This is a genomic window from Devosia sp. Root413D1 (assembly GCF_001425235.1).
Classification (GTDB): domain Bacteria; phylum Pseudomonadota; class Alphaproteobacteria; order Rhizobiales; family Devosiaceae; genus Devosia_A.
Genome location: NZ_LMEA01000012.1, coordinates 274,734 through 291,073, shown reverse-complemented (window position 1 = coordinate 291,073; position 16,340 = coordinate 274,734). Strand labels below are relative to the sequence as shown.

Sequence of the window (16,340 nt, the reverse complement as noted above, 5' to 3'; positions counted from 1 at the left end):
GTTCAGCCAACTGTCAGCTAGGCTTCGCTATCGTCGGCTATCGCAATCTGAATTCAGGCGATGGAAATGACGATGCCCAGATATACCGTCACGCTCTACGACTTCCGGGCCAAGCCACCCAGCGTCAGCCTGCCGCAGACGGTCGAGGCGCCTGAACCGATGTCGGCGGCGCGTCAACTGACCGACGAACCCCTGATGCTGAACGGCCATTTCGGCAACCTGGTCGCCGAAGTAACGCGCTTCGACGGCACCCAGCTCGCCCAACGGGTGATGTTCTACCGCAAACCCTAGATCGAACGGTTGCGGGCTGCGTCGACTCTGCTATTTTGCCGCTACCCTGCTGTTCGAGCAGGGAATTTTTTGAGGCATATTATGAAGAAGACCTATTCTAGGCCTGTGCTCGTCAAGCAGCAGAAGCTCACAGCCATTACCGCCGAGCCGGTCACCAGCAAGCACAACCCCACGTGATCTGGAGGGGCCGGGGCCCGCTCCGGCCTTCCTTCGTGTGACAAAGGCAAGAAGTAAGTTTTCTAAGTCTTGCTGGTTCTGTTAGCCTGACGCTGCCGCCTTGGGGCGTAGATGGGGACGTGACATGAAGAAGACTTATGCGAAGCCGGCTCTCGTCAAGGTGCAGAAGCTGAGTGCGATCACTGCGGCGGTCAGCAGCAATAGCAAGCCAGGCTGATCCGAGCCGGCAGGCCAGATCGCCTGGGTTCGCACGGCACTCGGATTTCGGGATGACCATGAAGACGACCTACAGCAAACCGACGCTCATCAAAGGGCAGAAGCTGACTTTGGTCACTGCTGCGCCAGCCGCCAGTACGTCGCGCTGAAGCCCATCCGTCTCAGCTGTACCGCTGGCTTCCGTCACCGCGGCTTCTGCTATTTGTACTGGCTTCTGGCATTGGAGGTCATGAACGAAGACCTATGCCAAGCCGGCGCTCGCCAGGCAGCAGACGCTTAACGGGTCACGGGCTTAGCCGCCGGCAGCAAGACCCGATCGCTGGCGGCTGAACACAGTCCTGATCTCCGCGGCCTCAATAGGTGGATGTCACGGTGACGAGGGTTTCGGCCTCGGCGCGGTCATGCTAGCGTTACCCGGTGGCCCTCGTAAGCAGGCCGTTGGGAGCGAATATGAAAAAGAAGACCTACATCAAGCCGACGCTGGTCAAAGAGCAGAGGCTGAGCTTGATCACTGCCTCGATCCCGAGCAACTCGCCGCCGCCTTGATTGGGTCTGAGCGAGAGGTAGGCCCTTCGGGCAGGGAGCACGACCATGAAGAAGATCTATTCCAAGCCGACCCTCACCAAGCAACAGCGGCTGACCGCAGTTGTCGCTGCGACTAGCAGCAAGAGTGCTATGTGATCTGTTCAGGGGCCGGTTCTCCGGACTCTGACCGTTCTGTTTTTCGACTGTGGTGCGTAGATGGATGCAGTGTATCGCCTTGGTGACGAAGTGTCGTTCGAACCAGTGGGCGAGGGGGCTGTGATTCTGCTGCTCGGCAGCGGCCAACTCTATACCTGCAACGAGTCGTCGCTTTGCTTCCTGCGGAACCTGGATGGCGTCCGCAACGTCGAGGACGTAGCCCAACGCATGGCTGCCGAGTTCGAAGTCGAGCCGGCGACGCTGGCTGAGGACCTCCCCGAACTGATTGCCGAACTGATCTCAGAAGGCATCATCGTGCATGCCGCCTGAGGCAGCCGACGCGCCCGCTCCACAAGCTCTCGATCGGCTGGTGTTTCGCCTGCGGCTGTGGCTGAGCGCACGGACGCTTCCAGCTCGTATCGCCGGCCGCAGCTTCTCCGGGATCCTGGTACAAGCTTCGTCGGCTCAGCCCGATACCTGGCCGCGATTTCCAGTGCCCTATATTGCCAAACGGGTAGGCCGTGTGGCGCGATGGCCGATCCTGATGCGCAACAACCGTTGCCTCCGGACCGGGCTGGTCGGCTTCGCCGCACTCCGGCGCTGCGGCTATGATCCGAAACTGCATTTCTCCGTCGACCCCAAATCGGTCGGCAAGCCGCGCCTCTCCGCCCATTGCTGGGTGACGCTCGACGGTGTCGAAGTCATCAACGCCAGCATTCCCGGCCAGGTGCAGATCCACGTCCACGCCGCTCCGGCGCTCGACCATCACGACCCGCGGGGAGCCCGAGCATGATTCAGAAATTCTTCGATCTGCAGGGCGCATCCCTGCGGGTGTCCGCGATTTCGCCGGTGCTGGTCGACTGCTACGGCCGCATCTTTGCCGGCCGCTCGCGTCCGCTGCCGACCGCACCGCTGGCCTATGGCCTGACCATCATCTCCGGCGAACCGCTATCGATGCCCGAGGGAACCGATCCGCTCTACGAAGGGCCGATCCTCGACGAGGGCGAGGCCTGCTTCTGGCAGGGCCCGGAAGGGCGCACCCTGGTGTTCCCCGGCGTCATCTCGCTGACTCTCTCCGACAAGGCGCGAGAGGCCACCATCACCGTGGCGCCGGGCGCCGAAGAGCGCATCGTCATGACTTGCGGGCAGCTTGCGCTGCAGGCGGCGCTCATCGCCGCAAAGCAGTTTCTGGTGCACGCCGCGGGATTGACCCTGCCGGATGGCCGCGTAGCGCTGATTTTCGGCAAGAGCGGCGCCGGCAAGACCACCTCGACCCTCGCTCTTGCAGCGGGCGGGCTAGGCCTTTGCTCCGATGATGCGATGGCGTGCAACGTCAGTGGCGATCGCCCGACCGCCTGGGGCATGCCTCGAAGCCTCAAGGTCCATCGCCGCACCGCCGAGATGCTGCCCTGGGTGCAGCCGCTGCTGAGCGGCGATTGGAGCGTCGAGGACGAGCGGCCGGTGACCCTGTCGGCGCTTCGCACCACCGTCAGTGTCGAGAGCATCGCCGCCCGCGAGATCGCCGCTGTCTTCGTGCTCGAACGCAGTGGCGTGACGGCGAGCCGTTGCGCGCCAACCAGCAAGGCCGAGGTGCTTGCCCTCGCAGCTGCAGACAACCTGCGCTCCACCCGCACGGGCGTGTCCGAGGACGAACGCGAATTATTCAAGCGGCTCGGCGAGTTGGTGCGCGCCGTGCCGACTTATCGGCTGGCCGCCGGGTCCAACCCGACCGACCTGGCATCCGTCATGCTGGCAGCGCTCAATATCCAGAAGATCACCGCATGATGGCGGCCGAGCTCGACAAGCTGTTATGTCGGCTGGCCGACCCTGAGGCGGCCGCTGCCGCCGTGCCGGCCGTCGCCGTTGATCGGCTGCTCAAGCTGGCGCGCGATCACAATGTCCTGCCGGTAGTGACCCGCAAGCTCGCGGCGCAGCACAGCAGTGGCGACCTCAGGGTGGCGCAGAGCGAGTTGACGGTGCTCGTCGGCCTGTCGATGCACCTACGCGGCATCGCCGCCAAGGTCGACCGCTACATTGCCGAGAGGCAGCTCGAGGCGGTGATCGTCAAAGGCCCGGTCTTCGCGCGCCAGCTCTACCCGACGCCGTCAGATCGTCCGTTCACCGATATCGACATCATGGTCGCGCCCTCGGCCCGCGCCCCGATCGGCGAGCTGCTGACCGGGCTGGGCTACCAGCTGTTCCGCAAGCCGCTGCTCGATCACACCGAGCAGAACCAGGAAGAAAAGTGGATCCAGCCCGACATGGATGCACTGCTGATCGAAGTGCACGGCAACCTGGTGCACTATCAGGGGCTGCGCCGGCGCGTCAGCTTCGGCTATGGCGAGTTCATGGCCAGTGGCCATGGCAACGCGAGCGCCGGTCTGCCGCAGTTCTTCGTGGCAGTGGTCCATGCCGCGCTCGGCCACAAGTTCCACCAGCTCCGCCTGCTGGTCGACGTGCTGCAAGCCTTTCGCCATCTCACGCCCGATGAGGTGACCGACCTGCCGGAGATGGCGCGCCGGCTGGGTCTGGGCCTCGAGGCGCGCCTCTGCCTCGAGCTGGTCGCCGCGCTGTTCGAGGTCCCCGGGGCCGGCGCCGCTGCCGGTCGCATCGCCGGCGGCAGCGCCAGCAGCCTCGCGACGCGGCTTGTCGATGGCGCGGCGGTGCTGGCCGCGCCGACGGCTTTCCTCTCGAAAGTCCGCCGCCACAGCTTCCGCGGCCTGCAGCGCATCGTGCCACGAGGCGCTGGATGATCGGCAATCTCTCCTTCACCGCCATGCTTCCGGCAACCGCGGCCCTCGTCGACGTCCGGACCGGCATGGCGCTTGACGCCGGGGGTATCCGGGGGCGGGTGAAGGAGAAGTCTGCCGAGCTCTCGCACCACGGGGTAGCGCCCGGCGCTCGGGCGGTAGTGGCCGAGGTCAACCCGGTCAATTACCTGATCGCCATCTTTGCCTGCTGGGAGATCGGACTCATCGCGGTGGCGGTCAATCCGGGCCTTCGGCCGGAAGAATGCGAGAACGTGCTCGAGACCACCGGTGCATCGCTATGGCTCGGGCCGCAGCGGCCGCGCGTGGAAATATCGGGCGCCGCCCGACCTGCGCCGCTGCGCCTCGATGATCCGGCGCTCATCCTGATGACTTCGGGCACCACCGGCCGACCCAAGGGCATCGTGCATTCGGTGCGGAGCCTGTTCGCCCGCGCCGCGCTGAACATCGCCGAGATCGGCCCCAAGGTGCTGCGCGAAACGCTCTGCGTGCTGCCGGTGTTCTTCGGCCACGGCCTCATCGGCAATGTCCTGACGCCGTTGCTGGCTGGSGGCCGCGTGCATCTCTGGCCCAGTCCGGCGCTCAACGAGCTTGCCGGCCTTGCCGGCTACCTGACGTCGAACCGCATCAGCTTCATGAGTTCGGTCCCCTCGTTCTGGAAGCTCGCACTGCGCCTCTCGGCCCGGCCCGGGCCGGTGCTCGAGCGCGTGCATGTCGGTTCGGCGCCGCTCTCGATCGAGCACTGGCGGGCCATCGCCGAGTGGTGCGGCACGGGCCGGGTGTTCAACATGTTCGGCATGACCGAGACGGCGAACTGGATCGGCGGCGGCAGCCTCGATGAGGCCGAGGCGCGCGACGGCTATGTCGGCCGGCTCTGGGGCGGCAGCGTTGCCATCGATGGCGACGGGCGGGGCGAAGTGCTGGTGCAGAGCCCATCGATGATGCTGGGCTACTGGCAGCGGCCCGATCTCGACGAGGCGGCGTTCGTCGACGGTTGGTTCCGCACCGGCGATATCGGCGAGCTCGATGAGCAAGGCAAGCTGATCCTTGTCGGGCGCAGCAAGTCCGAGATCAACCGCGGCGGCATCAAGATCCAGGCCGAGGAGATCGACATGCTGCTGGAGCGGCATGAGGCCATTGCCGAGGCCTGCGCCTTCGGCATTCCCGATGCGATTGCCGGTGAGGCGGTGGCGGCGGCCATCGTCCTCGCTGATGGAGCAGCGTTCGATCCCGAAGCGCTGAAGGCCTGGTGCCGGGCGCGCGCGCGTGACGAGGCGGTGCCCTCGAAGCTGTTCGCCGTCGCCGCCATTCCGCGCAACGATCGCGGCAAGATCGTCCGCGCCGACGTCCGCGCCATGGTCGAACGCCAATGAGCAAGCTGGTCATCGGTCCGCTGGAAACCGAGCGCTTCATTTTGAAGCCGATGGGGATGATCGAAACCCTGCGCGTCACCAATAGCTGGCGGTATGACCCGGACATCCTCAATGGGCTGATGCAGACGACCAAGCCGCGGTCGTTGCCGCACTGGTTGCTGCGCGGGCCGCTGCCTCGCAGCAAGAACCGCTTCGCTTTCGCCATTATCCCCAAGGGCGAAGCGACGCCGATCGGCGCTCACATGGTGCGGCTGCAGGGCTACCGCTCGGCCTTCGGCACTGTCGCCGTGCATGATCGCAACTGGTGGGGCAAGAACGTCGTGGTCGAGGCCCGCGCCCGGCTGCTCAACCACTTCTTCGCCCATTGCGGCATCGAGCGCTTCTACGGCGTGGTCGATTCCCGCAACGTCTCGTCGATCTTCAGCTATCGCCGGCTTGGGTTCGAGCATGTCGGCACCTGGCACCGCCAGAAGCAGAATCCGGTCACCGGCGAGATCATCGACTTCGTCAACTTCGAGATGTTCCGCGATCAATGGATGCGCGGGCCGTTCTGGGAGGCACCCGATGAGCCTTGATGAGCGGGCCTGCGTCATCGTCGGCGAGGCGCTCAGTTGCCCCGGCGCCATCGCCATCGGCGCCGACATGAGCTCGGTCGCCGCCTGGGACAGCCTCGGCCATATGGCGATTGTCGCCGGCATCGAGAGCGAGCTCGGCCGCAATCTGACGGCCGAGCAGATCGCTTCGATCACCTCAGTCCGGCGCGTCGCCGAACTGTTGGGCGGCTAGCCGCACTAGACCTGGCTGAGCCCGTATTCGAGATCGCGGATCAGATCGTCCGCGTCCTCGAGCCCCACTGAAAGCCGCAGCAGGCCTGGAGTAATCCCCGATTCGAGCCGCACCTCCTCGGTGAACCGGGCATGCGTCGTGGTGCCCGGATGGGTGATCAGCGACTTTGCATCGCCAAGATTGTTCGAGATCAGGATCACCGCCAACGAGTCCGACAGCGTGAATGCCGCCTCGCGCCCGCCCTTCACCTCGAACGCCACCAGCGTCGAGCCGTTCGCCATCTGCCGCTTCGCCAGCTCGTATTGCGGGTGCGACGGGTGGAATGGGTAAGAGATGCGCTCGATCTTGGGATGGTCGGCGAGGAACTCGGCCACCTTGGCAGCGCTCTCGGTCATCTGCCTGACGCGGATCGGCAGCGTTTCGAGCCCCTTCAGCAGCACCCAGGCATTGAACGGCGACAGCGACGGCCCGGTCTGCCGCAGCAGGGTGTGCACGTCGCCCTCGATCAGCGTTTTCGAGCCGAGCACGATGCCGCCCAGCGCCCGGCCCTGGCCGTCGATATGCTTGGTGGCCGAATAGGTGACGAGATCGGCGCCCAGTTGCAGCGGCTTCTGGAACAGGGCGGTGGCGAACACATTGTCGACGATTAGCTTGGCGCCATGCGCCTTGGCGATCTTGGCGACGGCAGCGATGTCGACCAGCTCGAGCGTCGGGTTGGTCGGCGTCTCGATGAAGATCACCTTGGTATTGGGCTGCATTGCCTGTTCAAAGTTCGCGGGGTCGCGCCCATCGACCAGCGTCGAGTTGACGCCGAACCGTGGCATCAGGTCTTCGACCACATAACGACAGCCGCCGAACAGCGCCCGCGCCGCAACGATATGGTCGCCGGCCCGCACCTGGCTCATCACCGCGTTGGTAACGGCGGACATGCCGGTGGCGAAGGCCCGCGCCGCTTCCGCCCCTTCGAGCAGCGCCATCCGGTCCTGGAACATGTCCATCGTCGGGTTGGCAAAGCGCGAGTAGTTATGCGCCGGCTTGTTGATCTTGTTGAGGAACAGGTCCTCGGCATATTGCGAGCTCGGGTAGGAATAGCCCGAGTTCATGAAGATGGCTTCCGAGGTCTCTTTGAACTGGCTGCGCTGTGTGCCGCCATGGACGAGCATCGTGGCTGGGGCGCGGTTCTTTTCGTCGCTCAGCGGGTTCTTCGACTTCGACATGTCCTTGCCTCGAAAACAAAAAAGCCGGCACGCATGGGCGGCCGGCTCGAAGGTCCCTTTAGCGACTTGTTTTAGGTGGCTGCAATCAGACCGGCCAAATCACCACCATGCACTTCTGGCGTTACCGCAAAGGCGCATAGCGTGGATATACGACCCATGCGGTCTTGGCGTCAACGCCTGAGGTTGCTAGGGGATGTAGCTGGAGCGCTTTCAGGAAAAGCTGCAGACTTTTCCGGTTCGAAAGCGTGACAAAATCAAAACCCTGCAGCGTTTCGCCGTTTCACCGAAACGGTGAAACGCTTCAGGTTGCGGGGTAGACCATTGGATAGTGAGCTTTGGGCCAAGGGCGTGTTTCCCGCTCGTTTCATCGAGCGTTTGGCAGCGCGCGGCAACATCGCCACAGATCGACCGTTCGATGCCGACCAGGTGCAGCCGGCGAGCCTTGACCTGCGGCTGGGCAAGGTCGCCTATCGCATTCGCTCGAGCTTCCTGCCCGGCCCCGAACACACCGTCGCCGAGCGCATCGAGACGCTGAAGCTGCATGAGCTCGATCTCACCAACAGCGCCGTGCTCGAGCGCGGCTGCGTCTACCTGGTGCCGCTGCAGGAGAGCCTGAACCTGCCGGACACCGTGTCGGCCGGGGCGAACCCCAAAAGCTCCACCGGCCGGCTCGATGTCTTCACCCGCGTTATCGGCGACCACGCCCGCGGCTTCGATACCCTGCCGCACGGCTACAAGGGGCCGCTCTATCTCGAGATCAGCCCCCGCACCTTCCCGGTGCGTGTGCGCACCGGCTCGCGCCTCAGCCAGATGCGCTTCCGTGTCGGCGACAGCCGGCTGAGCCTCTACGAACACAAATCGCTGCACAACGTCGAGACGCTGGTGTTCGACGCCAATGCCGAGGTCGGCGAGGGCGTGCTGTTGTCGATCGATCTGAAGGGCACTGACCGCAACGGCCTGATCGGCTTCCGCTCGAAGCGCCACACCCCGGTGATCGACATGGACATCAAGGACAATCTCGATGTCCTCGATTACTGGGAGCCGCTGATCAAGCGCGGCGCCGACGAGTTCATCCTCGATCCCGACGAGTTCTACATCCTCGTGTCGCGGGAAAGTGTGCACGTCCCGCCGGCCTATGCCGCCGAGATGGTGCCGTTCGATCCGCTGGTCGGCGAGTTCCGCGTCCACTATGCCGGCTTCTTCGACCCCGGCTTCGGCCATTCCGCCGCCGGTGGCACCGGCAGCCGCGCCGTGCTCGAAGTGCGCAGCCGCGAGGTGCCGTTCCTGCTCGGCCACGGCCAGACCATTGGCCGCCTGATCTACGAGCGTCTCGCCGAGGCCCCCGATCGGCTCTACGGCACGGGCCTGGGCTCCAATTACCAGGCCCAGACGCTGAAGCTGAGCAAGCACTTCAAGCCGTTCGCGCTGTAGCGCCGACGCCGATCACCCCCGCTGGCGCCGCGGCTGCGCTTGCTCGGTCGCAAACAGCGCCGGCGAGCAGGTCCGTCCCTCAGTACTGATCCGGCGAATTTACTTGCGCCAACAGTCGATCAGGCAGCGGGCAAGTCTGTCCGCCTTGCGTTGCCCTCTCGCACAGGCCGTCTAGGGCAGTCGTTACGCAGCGATTTCAGCCACTTGCTTGATTGCCAAGTCGCCCGCGACCGTGCCTGCGTAAATCTTCGTTAAGGTTAAGTAATTCTCAACAGGTTATCGACAAGGTGGCGTAAGCCGGGGGTTTTGCCGGTATTGATCATACTTGGCTCATTTGAAGGTGGGTGGGGGCATGCGCCTGAAGGTTGCGCTTTTGGCTGGTATCAACGCGGTTCTGCTGGGGACGACGGCCGCCAGCGCCGCCGACCTGGATCAACTGGTCATCGAGGAGCCCGGGAACCCCTGGGTCGTGACCATCGGCGCCGGCGTGGCGGGTTACGCTGTGCCCGGAGTCGTCGGATCCTACTTCGAGGTCGATGGCAGCCAGGTCGAGCTGGAGTCCGATGGACTGGCGCTGGGTGGCCTCATTGGCATCAGCGCGTCCACCCAGTTGGGTGAGCAGAACGGTACCATCAGTTCGCTCGGCATCTCCGGCTTCATGTCGTTCGCGACCCGCAGCTCCAGCAGCACCATCGCGCTGGGGAACGATAGCTCGCTGTTCATTCCGGGCATCACGACCCCGACGGGCACGATCACCCTGACCACGGACCCCGCTGGCCCGACGGCCGGCGCCGTGGTCAGTGGCACCGCTGACATGAACCAGGTAGCAGCTGTTCTGTCCAACTCGGGAGGCGCCACCAACGGCTACGGCGTCAATCCCGACGCAGCGGGGGGCGGCTTCTCATACGTCGGCATCGCGACCCTGACTGGCGCTCCGAACCTCGCCTATGCCTTCGGCGCCATCGCCGATGAAACAGGCGGCGTTTTCCTCGCCGTCGGCGACCTCGCGGGCTGGGAGGTGAACACCGAGGTCTCGCACAGCCTCGTCTACACTGGCGGCGACGTCACTTTCGCCCTCACCAGGGCCCCTGAAGCGGGCGAGCCCACCATCACCGGTTATGCCGGTCCCAGCTACCGTTTCCTGGGGCAGGGTATCACCACCGAGATCTCGGTCGACGCGGCTGAGCTCCAGCCCACCGCGCCCGCCAATTTCGCCTATCCGCTCTACACCCAGACCACCGACGAGACGCTCGACTCGCACTATGTCGGCGGCATCGTCGGCGGCAACATCACCATGCCGGTCGCCGAGACGGCGAGCCTCACGCTCGGTCTCGAAGGCGGCGCTTACTTCATGGGCACCAGCTACGACGTGCGCGAGACCTACGCCGTCTCCGGCGGCGTGCCGAGCGCGGTCGACCACTCGGTCGAGAACGTCATCGAGATGGGCGAAGACAGCGGCTTCGCCTACGCGGTGCGGACCCAAGCGAACTACACGACCGCCATCGGCGAGGCGATGCAGTTGAGCTTCGGCGTCGGTGGTGAGTATTTGTCGCGGGTCGCCTCCATCGGGCGCGATCCGGCCGGGATCACCAGCGCTGCCTCGGTCATCGGGGACGACGCCACCTATAGCGGCCCGCACGACAATAGCGACCGCAACTTCCTGACCTTCGGCGATATGTGGTCGTTCACCTTGACTGCCGGTATCACCGGGCAGTTCTGATCACAGATCCGGGACCAGGGACCAGGGACCAACGGGCGACGGAGGGCGTCGCGCGTTTGTTTTGGCTAAGCGCATGGAGCGAATCTGAAAGATCGCGACGCGCTTTAGCCGCGGGCATCGCGCAGCTTATTCCTGCGTGATGATGGCGATCTGACCGACGCCGACCTGGCTGACGACGGCAGTGTTGCCGGTGCCCTTCTGATCGATGATCGAGAGCTGCAGGAGGCCATCCTGAATGGTCACGGCCTCGTTGAAATCGCCGCGCTGCGTGGTGCTCGACGCCTGCAGCGAGCCCCACTGCTCGGTGTGGGAGAAATTGCCAACGCCGCGCTGCTTGGTGTGCGCTGCCTGGAAGCCGGGGAAGCCGACCTGCAGGGTGTTCGAGTAGTTGGCCGCACCCTTCTGGGTGCTCACTGCGATCTGAGTGCCCACCACGGGCGAGGCTTGGGTGATATAGGCAGTGTTGATGCCCCAAGCGAAGGCGGAGTTCGTGGCGAGAAGCACGGCGGCGGCGGAAAGAACAACGCGATACATCTTTATTCTCCTGAGGAATGAAAGTCGCTTTGAAATAAACAGCGACCGAAATCCCCGCCGCTGCCGCCGGTGAAAGAAACTCAGGAGGCTAAATTCTACAACAACGTTATCGTAATGCTGTGGTGAGGTGAGTAATGGGAAGTCCTGCATATTTACCAATTGAAACTGCAGGGCAGATCGAAGTGATGGGGTATTTGAGTATTTCGATCGTCATCTGAGACGCGGCGGGCCAGGGCATACCGTTCCGATGACGCTGGTGAACCAGCAACCTGGTATGAATGTCCTGTCTGGTGATGCGCTGTCGCCGCTGTCCGGATCGATCTGCCCCGGAGCGGCCGAGGTCGGCTGCGGCGCCCTGGACCTGGGGCGCGGATGCGCCATGGCCGGTCGGCCGGTAACCATCCTCATGGTATACATGTGGTAAACGCCGAAAACCGGCCTAGAACTGGCGGCGAGCTCGAGGATGGACTGCAGGCGACGGCGACGTGCCGGACCTCAGCAAAATCGGGACGACAACGTTGTTGCGGAAGAAGGGGCGAGTAACCTTCTCGGCGCTTGTGACAAGAGTACAAACGCATGGGTTTTGCGCAGAACAGTCTCACCAGCTGCATCTATGACATGGCGCTGGGCCGCTCGAACTGGGACACCATCCTCGATATCCTCGCGGCAACCTTTCCCGGCTGCATCATCACGGGGTCGGCAGACAACGTCGCAACCGGCACGAACCTCGCCTTCGCCTCGCGCGGCTTGGCGCCGTCGGCTGTCGCCAGCTATGTCTCCACCTATGCCTCGCTGAATCCGATCCTGCCGGCGACCGCCTTGCTCGCCGCCAACCAGGTGTTCCACGATAACCATCTGCTCGATCGCGCCGTGACCGCCGCAGCGCCCTTCCACCGCAAGTGGGTCGCGCAACTGGGGGATTTCGCCGCGTCGTCGGGGGTGGTCCTGCTCCGCCAGGGCACCCGCCAGCTTACGCTCGAGGTGCGTTACTCGGCACAGCGGCAGGCCGAGCTGCGGCCGCTTATCGCCGGCGTGCTCTCCGAGGCCGCTCAGCATTTCGAACGCGCCTTCGAGATCGCCAGCCGCACGCGTTTTTCCGGTGGCCGCGGCTATCTGGAGGGCGTGGTCGCCGACTTGCCGTTCAGCGTGTTCTTCGTCTCCGAGGACATGCGGATTCACTATTCCAACGTCCATGGCGAAGCCCTTCGTCGTCAGCACGGTGGCCCGTTCAGCAGCGCCGATGGCATCCTGCGCGCGGCGGACGAGCGGGCCGACCACCAGCTGCGCACGCTGGTGGAACGCGTGACCACCTCCAAGCGCACCCCAACCTCGGTGCAGCAGATTTCGCTGGGTGGAATGGACGAGCGCTACTTCGCCATCGCGCGGCTGGCCTTGCGCGGCAACCAGCACTACCAACTGCACGACGCGGTCCTCGACCCCGGGCCGCTGGTGATGCTCATCATCCACGGCAGCCTCGAAATGTCATCGTTGCCGACCGACCTGCTCTGGCGCGCCTTCTCGCTCACTGAATCCGAAGCCCGTCTGGCCGAAGCGCTGCTCAACGGCGCCACGTTGGCGGATTTCGCCAAGGAGCGTGAGGTATCCAAACAGACCCTGCGCAACCAGTTGGTGGGGGTCATGCGCAAAACCGGCACGCGACGGCAGTCGGAACTGGTGTCGCTGCTGACGCGCCTTGCACTCACCTGCCTCTAGGCAAACTCCTGCGCATCGGCTCGCCGGACGGCAGTTCGATGTCATCGATGAAGCAATAGCGCCAGTTCTCGCCGATCTCGTAGGACTGGATCACCGGATGGCCCGTGGCATGGAAATGCCGGCGGGCGTGGCGGTTGGGCGATTCATCGCAGCAGCCGACATGGCCGCAGACGAGGCACACCCTCAGGTGGACCCAGTCGTCGCCGCGCGCCACGCACTCGGGACAGCTGTCAGCCGAGCTCGGCTCGACATCGCGGATCAGTGCATCATGGGCGCAACGCCCGACCTCATCGAACGACATAGGTCTTCTCCGGTGTCGCCGGGTGGCCCAGCCGCAACGGCAAGACGATGCGGAACTCCGTCCGTCCGGGGCGAGAGGTGAAACTGATGCGTCCGCGGTGCCGGTTGACCACGATATTGTGCGCGATGTGGAGCCCGAGGCCGGTGCCGACGCCCTGCGCCTTGGTGGTGAAGAACGGCTCGAAAATGCGCCGCCCGACCTCCTCGGGGATGCCCGGTCCGCTGTCGGCGATCAGCACTTCGACTTCATCGCCCAGCCGCTTTGCCCCCACTTCGAGCCGGCCCTCGCCGCCCATCGCCTGCACGGCGTTGTCGATCAGGTTGGTCCACACCTGGTTGAGCTCGCCGGCATAGGCCTCGATCCGGGGGAGGGCCGGCTCGTACATTCTCGTGACCGCCACCCCATGCTTCAGCTTGTGATTGAGGATCATCAGCGTGTCGTCGAGGCTCATGGCGATATCGACATCCTGCACTGGCGCCTGGTCGAGATAAGCGTAGGCCTTCACCGACTTGACGATGCCCGAGATGGCCTTGGAGGCGACCTCGATTTCTTCCATCAGCTGCTGCGCCGCCAGCCCGCGCCCCAGCCACTGCAGCACCGGATCGACATGTGCCGTCGCAAAGGTGGCCAGCACCCGCTCCAGCCGTTCGACCGACCAGCCATAGGCCGCCATGGCCGGAGCGATTTCCCAGGGTTCGGCCACCCCGAGCGTTTCGAGCCGCTGGCTGAGGCGAGATTCGATCCGCCGTGCTTCGGCGTCCGAGCAGCGGGTCGCGCGGCAATCGGCGATGCTGCGCTCGAGTTCCGCCAGCCCCTGCCGCTCCTCTTGTGTCATCGCCAGCATGCTGAGTTCGACCGTCCGGCGGCGCCACCCCTCGAATGCTTCGCTGAGATAGCCGGTCGAGCGCTGGATCGCCGCGGCGGGGTTGTTGAGTTCATGCGCCAGCCCCGCCGCCAGGGTACCCAGCGCCGCCAGCTTGTCCGACTGCACCAGCGAGGCTTCGGTGCTCCTCAGCCGCGAGGTTACCGTGCGCAGCAGCGTTGCCGCCGCCTCCGGCCGGCGCGCCAGCAGCTGGCGGAACGCCTCCGAGCCGATGGCGAGCAACTCGCTCGGCTCGGTGGCCCGCACCGATGCGGTGCGCGGCGCCTGCTCGAGCAGCGACATCTCGCCGAGGAACTCGCCCGGCCCGCGCGTTGCCAGCGTCACCTCGTGCTCGCCATCCTGCTTGGTCACCTCCACGGCGCCTGCGAGGATGATGTAGAGCGAGCCGCCTTGCTCGCCCTCACGGATGAACACTTCGCCGGGGGTGACGTTGACCCGCTGGCCGGCATGCCAGAGCTCGCTGGCTTCGGCTTCGCTCAGTTCGGCAAAGATCGGCACCTGGCGGATCAGGTCGGTGCTGTGTCCCGCGTCGGTGGCGGCTGCGGACATGGCTCAGCCACCGGCCGCCGGCGGTGGCCGCTGCGCCGGGGCAGGGCCGCGCAGATGCTGGTGCACAAAGGTCACCGCCATCGCCCCTTCGCCGACCGCCGACGCGATCCGCTTGGTCGATTGCCGCCTTACGTCGCCGGCGACGAATACCCCTGGCACGCTGGTTTCCAGCCAGAACGGCTCGCGCTCCGCCATCCAGCCTTCGGGCTTGCGCCCGGGCTCGCGCACCAGGTCCGGACCCGAGAGGATGAAGCCCTGCGCATCGAGCTGCAGCTTGTCCTTCAGCCAGTCGGTGCGCGGCGAGGCGCCGATGAACACGAACACCGCCCGCGCCGGCACCTCGGTCACCGTGCCGCTGGCGCTGTCGAGCACCGCCACCTTTTCGAGACTTTCCTCGCCGATCAGCGCACTGATCGAGGCGCCGGTCTCGACCGTAACGTTCTCGGCCTCCTCGATCCGCTCGATCAGGTATTGCGACATGCTGTCGGCGAGCGATTTGCCGCGCACCAGCAGCGTCACCGAGCGGGCAAAATGCGCGAGGTGCAGCGCCGCCTGGCCGGCCGAGTTGCCGGCGCCGACGACGAACACGTCCTGGCCGGCGGTGCCCATCGCCTCGGTCATCGCCGCGCCGTAGTAGAGCCCGGCTCCGGACAGCCGCTCCGCCCCCGGCACGTCGAGCAGCCGATAGGAAACGCCGGTCGCGACGATCAGCGCCTGCGCCGCGACCTTGCTGCCATTGCTGAGCGTCAGGATGTGATAGCCGTCCTGCGTCTCGAGGTTCAGCGCTTCCACCGGCGTCAGGATCTCGGCGCCAAAGCGCCGCGCCTGCTGCACGCCCCGGCGCGCCAGGTCGGCGCCGCTGAGCCCGACCGGAAAGCCGAGATAATTCTCGATCCGCGAACTGGTGCCCGCCTGTCCGCCGGGCGCTTCACGCTCGATCAGCAACGTCCTGAGCCCTTCGGACGCCCCGTACACTGCCGCCGCCAACCCAGCCGGGCCGGTGCCGACCACCACGAGGTCATAGGTCTCGGCCACCGCATGGGTGTGCAGCCCGACTTTTTCGGCCAGCGCCGCGATGGTCGGACGCGACAGCGCCGTGCCGTCGGCGAGGATAACCAGCGGCAGCGGTTCGGCCGCGGCCCCCGCCAGCTCACGCAAGGTCGTCGCCTCGGCGTCGGTCTCGATGTCGAGCCAGCGATACGGCACGAGGTTGCGGGCGAGGAAGTCGCGCACCCGGTGTCCATCGGCCAGCCAGCGATGGCCGACCACCCGCACCCCCTCGAACACCGGCTGATAGTTGGCCCGCCAATCGTCCAGGAGGTCATCGAGCACCGGATAGAGTTGTTCCTCCGGCGGGTGCCACGGTTTCATCAGGTAGTGGTCGAGCTTCACCTCGTTGATCGCCCGGATCGCCGCATCGGTATCGGCATAGGCGGTGAGCAGCACGCGCCGCGCCTCAGGGTAGAGTTCCATTGCCCGCGCCAGAAACTCGACGCCGCTCATCTCAGGCATCCGCTGGTCGGCGATGAACAGGGCGATCACCCGGTTGGCGAGCTTGAGCTCGCCCAGCACCTCCAGCGCCTCCGCCCCGGAGGCCGCGCGTTCGATATCGTAATGCGCGGCGTAGTGCCGCCTGAGGTCGCGCGTCACCGCGGCGAGAACCGAAGGTTCGTCGTCTACGGCAAGGATCACCGGTTTTT

At 65.2% G+C, this 16,340-nt stretch carries 18 protein-coding genes and 1 riboswitch; of the genes, 13 read left to right on the top strand and 5 right to left on the bottom strand.

Features of this window, described 5'->3' with window-relative positions; all coding sequences use genetic code 11:
- The first annotated feature begins 72 nt into the window (after positions 1 to 72).
- The 10 genes from ASC89_RS23740 to ASC89_RS23705 all read left to right on the top strand — a co-directional run bounded on the left by ASC89_RS23740 (position 73) and on the right by ASC89_RS23705 (position 6,292).
- Positions 73 to 291 (top strand): hypothetical protein, encoded by a 219-nt coding sequence (locus tag ASC89_RS23740; protein ID WP_156384754.1) that lies wholly within the window; start codon positions 73 to 75, stop codon positions 289 to 291.
- A gap of 301 nt (positions 292 to 592) precedes the next feature.
- On the top strand, positions 593 to 685 hold the full coding sequence (locus ASC89_RS28610) for a putative RiPP precursor (protein ID WP_156384753.1): 93 nt from the start codon (positions 593 to 595) through the stop codon (positions 683 to 685).
- Positions 686 to 1,275: 590 nt separating this feature from the next.
- A complete protein-coding gene (locus ASC89_RS28605; RefSeq protein WP_156384752.1) occupies positions 1,276 to 1,365 on the top strand; it encodes a putative RiPP precursor in 90 nt (29 codons plus the stop codon).
- A 60-nt stretch (positions 1,366 to 1,425) separates the two neighbouring features.
- A complete protein-coding gene (locus tag ASC89_RS23735; RefSeq protein ID WP_056002612.1) occupies positions 1,426 to 1,695 on the top strand; it encodes a PqqD family protein in 270 nt (89 codons plus the stop codon).
- A complete protein-coding gene (locus ASC89_RS23730; protein WP_056002610.1) occupies positions 1,685 to 2,158 on the top strand; it encodes a lasso peptide biosynthesis B2 protein in 474 nt (157 codons plus the stop codon). The genes ASC89_RS23735 and ASC89_RS23730 overlap by 11 nt, the downstream gene beginning before the upstream one ends.
- Positions 2,155 to 3,150, top strand: a complete 996-nt coding sequence (locus ASC89_RS23725; RefSeq protein ID WP_056002607.1) for a hypothetical protein — start codon at positions 2,155 to 2,157, stop codon at positions 3,148 to 3,150. Before ASC89_RS23730 ends, ASC89_RS23725 begins: the two co-directional genes overlap by 4 nt.
- Complete coding sequence (locus ASC89_RS23720; protein ID WP_056002604.1) at positions 3,147 to 4,118, top strand: nucleotidyltransferase family protein; 972 nt, start codon at positions 3,147 to 3,149, stop codon at positions 4,116 to 4,118. Before ASC89_RS23725 ends, ASC89_RS23720 begins: the two co-directional genes overlap by 4 nt.
- On the top strand, positions 4,115 to 5,506 hold the full coding sequence (locus ASC89_RS23715; RefSeq protein WP_056002598.1) for a class I adenylate-forming enzyme family protein: 1,392 nt from the start codon (positions 4,115 to 4,117) through the stop codon (positions 5,504 to 5,506). The genes ASC89_RS23720 and ASC89_RS23715 overlap by 4 nt, the downstream gene beginning before the upstream one ends.
- The gene (locus ASC89_RS23710) at positions 5,503 to 6,081 is read left to right on the top strand and encodes a GNAT family N-acetyltransferase (RefSeq protein ID WP_056002595.1); all 579 of its coding nucleotides are present in this window, start codon (positions 5,503 to 5,505) and stop codon (positions 6,079 to 6,081) included. The genes ASC89_RS23715 and ASC89_RS23710 overlap by 4 nt, the downstream gene beginning before the upstream one ends.
- Positions 6,071 to 6,292, top strand: a complete 222-nt coding sequence (locus ASC89_RS23705; RefSeq protein ID WP_056002592.1) for an acyl carrier protein — start codon at positions 6,071 to 6,073, stop codon at positions 6,290 to 6,292. Before ASC89_RS23710 ends, ASC89_RS23705 begins: the two co-directional genes overlap by 11 nt.
- A gap of 5 nt (positions 6,293 to 6,297) precedes the next feature.
- Here the strand turns inward: ASC89_RS23705 and metZ are convergent, their stop codons facing one another.
- The gene (metZ, locus tag ASC89_RS23700; protein ID WP_056002589.1) at positions 6,298 to 7,509 is read right to left on the bottom strand and encodes an O-succinylhomoserine sulfhydrylase; all 1,212 of its coding nucleotides are present in this window, start codon (positions 7,507 to 7,509) and stop codon (positions 6,298 to 6,300) included.
- 37 nt (positions 7,510 to 7,546) lie between these two features.
- Positions 7,547 to 7,625: riboswitch (SAM riboswitch) on the bottom strand.
- Positions 7,626 to 7,830: 205 nt separating this feature from the next.
- On the opposite strand from metZ, the gene ASC89_RS23695 reads away from it, so the two are divergent.
- Together ASC89_RS23695 and ASC89_RS23690 are read left to right on the top strand one after the other, a co-directional pair.
- Positions 7,831 to 8,940 carry a 2'-deoxycytidine 5'-triphosphate deaminase gene (locus ASC89_RS23695; protein WP_056002586.1) on the top strand — a complete coding sequence of 370 codons (1,110 nt, stop codon included), beginning with the start codon at positions 7,831 to 7,833 and terminating at the stop codon, positions 8,938 to 8,940.
- A gap of 352 nt (positions 8,941 to 9,292) precedes the next feature.
- Positions 9,293 to 10,660 (top strand): hypothetical protein, encoded by a 1,368-nt coding sequence (locus ASC89_RS23690; protein ID WP_056002583.1) that lies wholly within the window; start codon positions 9,293 to 9,295, stop codon positions 10,658 to 10,660.
- Positions 10,661 to 10,786: 126 nt separating this feature from the next.
- Here ASC89_RS23690 and ASC89_RS23685 read toward each other — a convergent pair whose 3' ends face one another.
- Positions 10,787 to 11,194, bottom strand: a complete 408-nt coding sequence (locus tag ASC89_RS23685) for a hypothetical protein (protein WP_056002580.1) — start codon at positions 11,192 to 11,194, stop codon at positions 10,787 to 10,789.
- Between the two features lie 576 nt (positions 11,195 to 11,770).
- On the opposite strand from ASC89_RS23685, the gene ASC89_RS23680 reads away from it, so the two are divergent.
- Complete coding sequence (locus ASC89_RS23680; protein WP_055887730.1) at positions 11,771 to 12,907, top strand: helix-turn-helix transcriptional regulator; 1,137 nt, start codon at positions 11,771 to 11,773, stop codon at positions 12,905 to 12,907.
- Here ASC89_RS23680 and ASC89_RS23675 read toward each other — a convergent pair.
- The 3 genes from ASC89_RS23675 to ASC89_RS23665 are packed head-to-tail and all read right to left on the bottom strand — an operon-like array spanning position 12,894 to position 16,332.
- Entirely contained in the window at positions 12,894 to 13,208 is a 315-nt protein-coding gene (locus ASC89_RS23675) for a UBP-type zinc finger domain-containing protein (protein WP_055887727.1), read from the bottom strand. The two genes, ASC89_RS23680 and ASC89_RS23675, sit on opposite strands and share 14 nt — an antisense overlap.
- The gene (locus tag ASC89_RS23670) at positions 13,195 to 14,640 is read right to left on the bottom strand and encodes a sensor histidine kinase (RefSeq protein ID WP_055887724.1); all 1,446 of its coding nucleotides are present in this window, start codon (positions 14,638 to 14,640) and stop codon (positions 13,195 to 13,197) included. The genes ASC89_RS23675 and ASC89_RS23670 overlap by 14 nt, the downstream gene beginning before the upstream one ends.
- A 3-nt stretch (positions 14,641 to 14,643) precedes the next feature.
- A complete protein-coding gene (locus ASC89_RS23665; RefSeq protein ID WP_197421426.1) occupies positions 14,644 to 16,332 on the bottom strand; it encodes an FAD-dependent oxidoreductase in 1,689 nt (562 codons plus the stop codon).
- Positions 16,333 to 16,340 lie beyond the last annotated feature (8 nt).

Bases quoted from the DNA above. Each gene is read 5' to 3' on its own strand.
- ASC89_RS23740 (WP_156384754.1), top strand. From the start codon at position 73: ATGCCCAGATATACCGTCACGCTCTACGACTTCCGGGCCAAGCCACCC.
- ASC89_RS28610 (WP_156384753.1), top strand. From the start codon at position 593: ATGAAGAAGACTTATGCGAAGCCGGCTCTCGTCAAGGTGCAGAAGCTG.
- ASC89_RS28605 (WP_156384752.1), top strand. From the start codon at position 1,276: ATGAAGAAGATCTATTCCAAGCCGACCCTCACCAAGCAACAGCGGCTG.
- ASC89_RS23735 (WP_056002612.1), top strand. From the start codon at position 1,426: ATGGATGCAGTGTATCGCCTTGGTGACGAAGTGTCGTTCGAACCAGTG.
- ASC89_RS23730 (WP_056002610.1), top strand. From the start codon at position 1,685: ATGCCGCCTGAGGCAGCCGACGCGCCCGCTCCACAAGCTCTCGATCGG.
- ASC89_RS23725 (WP_056002607.1), top strand. From the start codon at position 2,155: ATGATTCAGAAATTCTTCGATCTGCAGGGCGCATCCCTGCGGGTGTCC.
- ASC89_RS23720 (WP_056002604.1), top strand. From the start codon at position 3,147: ATGATGGCGGCCGAGCTCGACAAGCTGTTATGTCGGCTGGCCGACCCT.
- ASC89_RS23710 (WP_056002595.1), top strand. From the start codon at position 5,503: ATGAGCAAGCTGGTCATCGGTCCGCTGGAAACCGAGCGCTTCATTTTG.
- ASC89_RS23705 (WP_056002592.1), top strand. From the start codon at position 6,071: ATGAGCCTTGATGAGCGGGCCTGCGTCATCGTCGGCGAGGCGCTCAGT.
- metZ (WP_056002589.1), bottom strand. From the start codon at position 7,509: ATGTCGAAGTCGAAGAACCCGCTGAGCGACGAAAAGAACCGCGCCCCA.
- ASC89_RS23690 (WP_056002583.1), top strand. From the start codon at position 9,293: ATGCGCCTGAAGGTTGCGCTTTTGGCTGGTATCAACGCGGTTCTGCTG.
- ASC89_RS23685 (WP_056002580.1), bottom strand. From the start codon at position 11,194: ATGTATCGCGTTGTTCTTTCCGCCGCCGCCGTGCTTCTCGCCACGAAC.
- ASC89_RS23680 (WP_055887730.1), top strand. From the start codon at position 11,771: ATGGGTTTTGCGCAGAACAGTCTCACCAGCTGCATCTATGACATGGCG.
- ASC89_RS23675 (WP_055887727.1), bottom strand. From the start codon at position 13,208: ATGTCGTTCGATGAGGTCGGGCGTTGCGCCCATGATGCACTGATCCGC.
- ASC89_RS23670 (WP_055887724.1), bottom strand. From the start codon at position 14,640: ATGTCCGCAGCCGCCACCGACGCGGGACACAGCACCGACCTGATCCGC.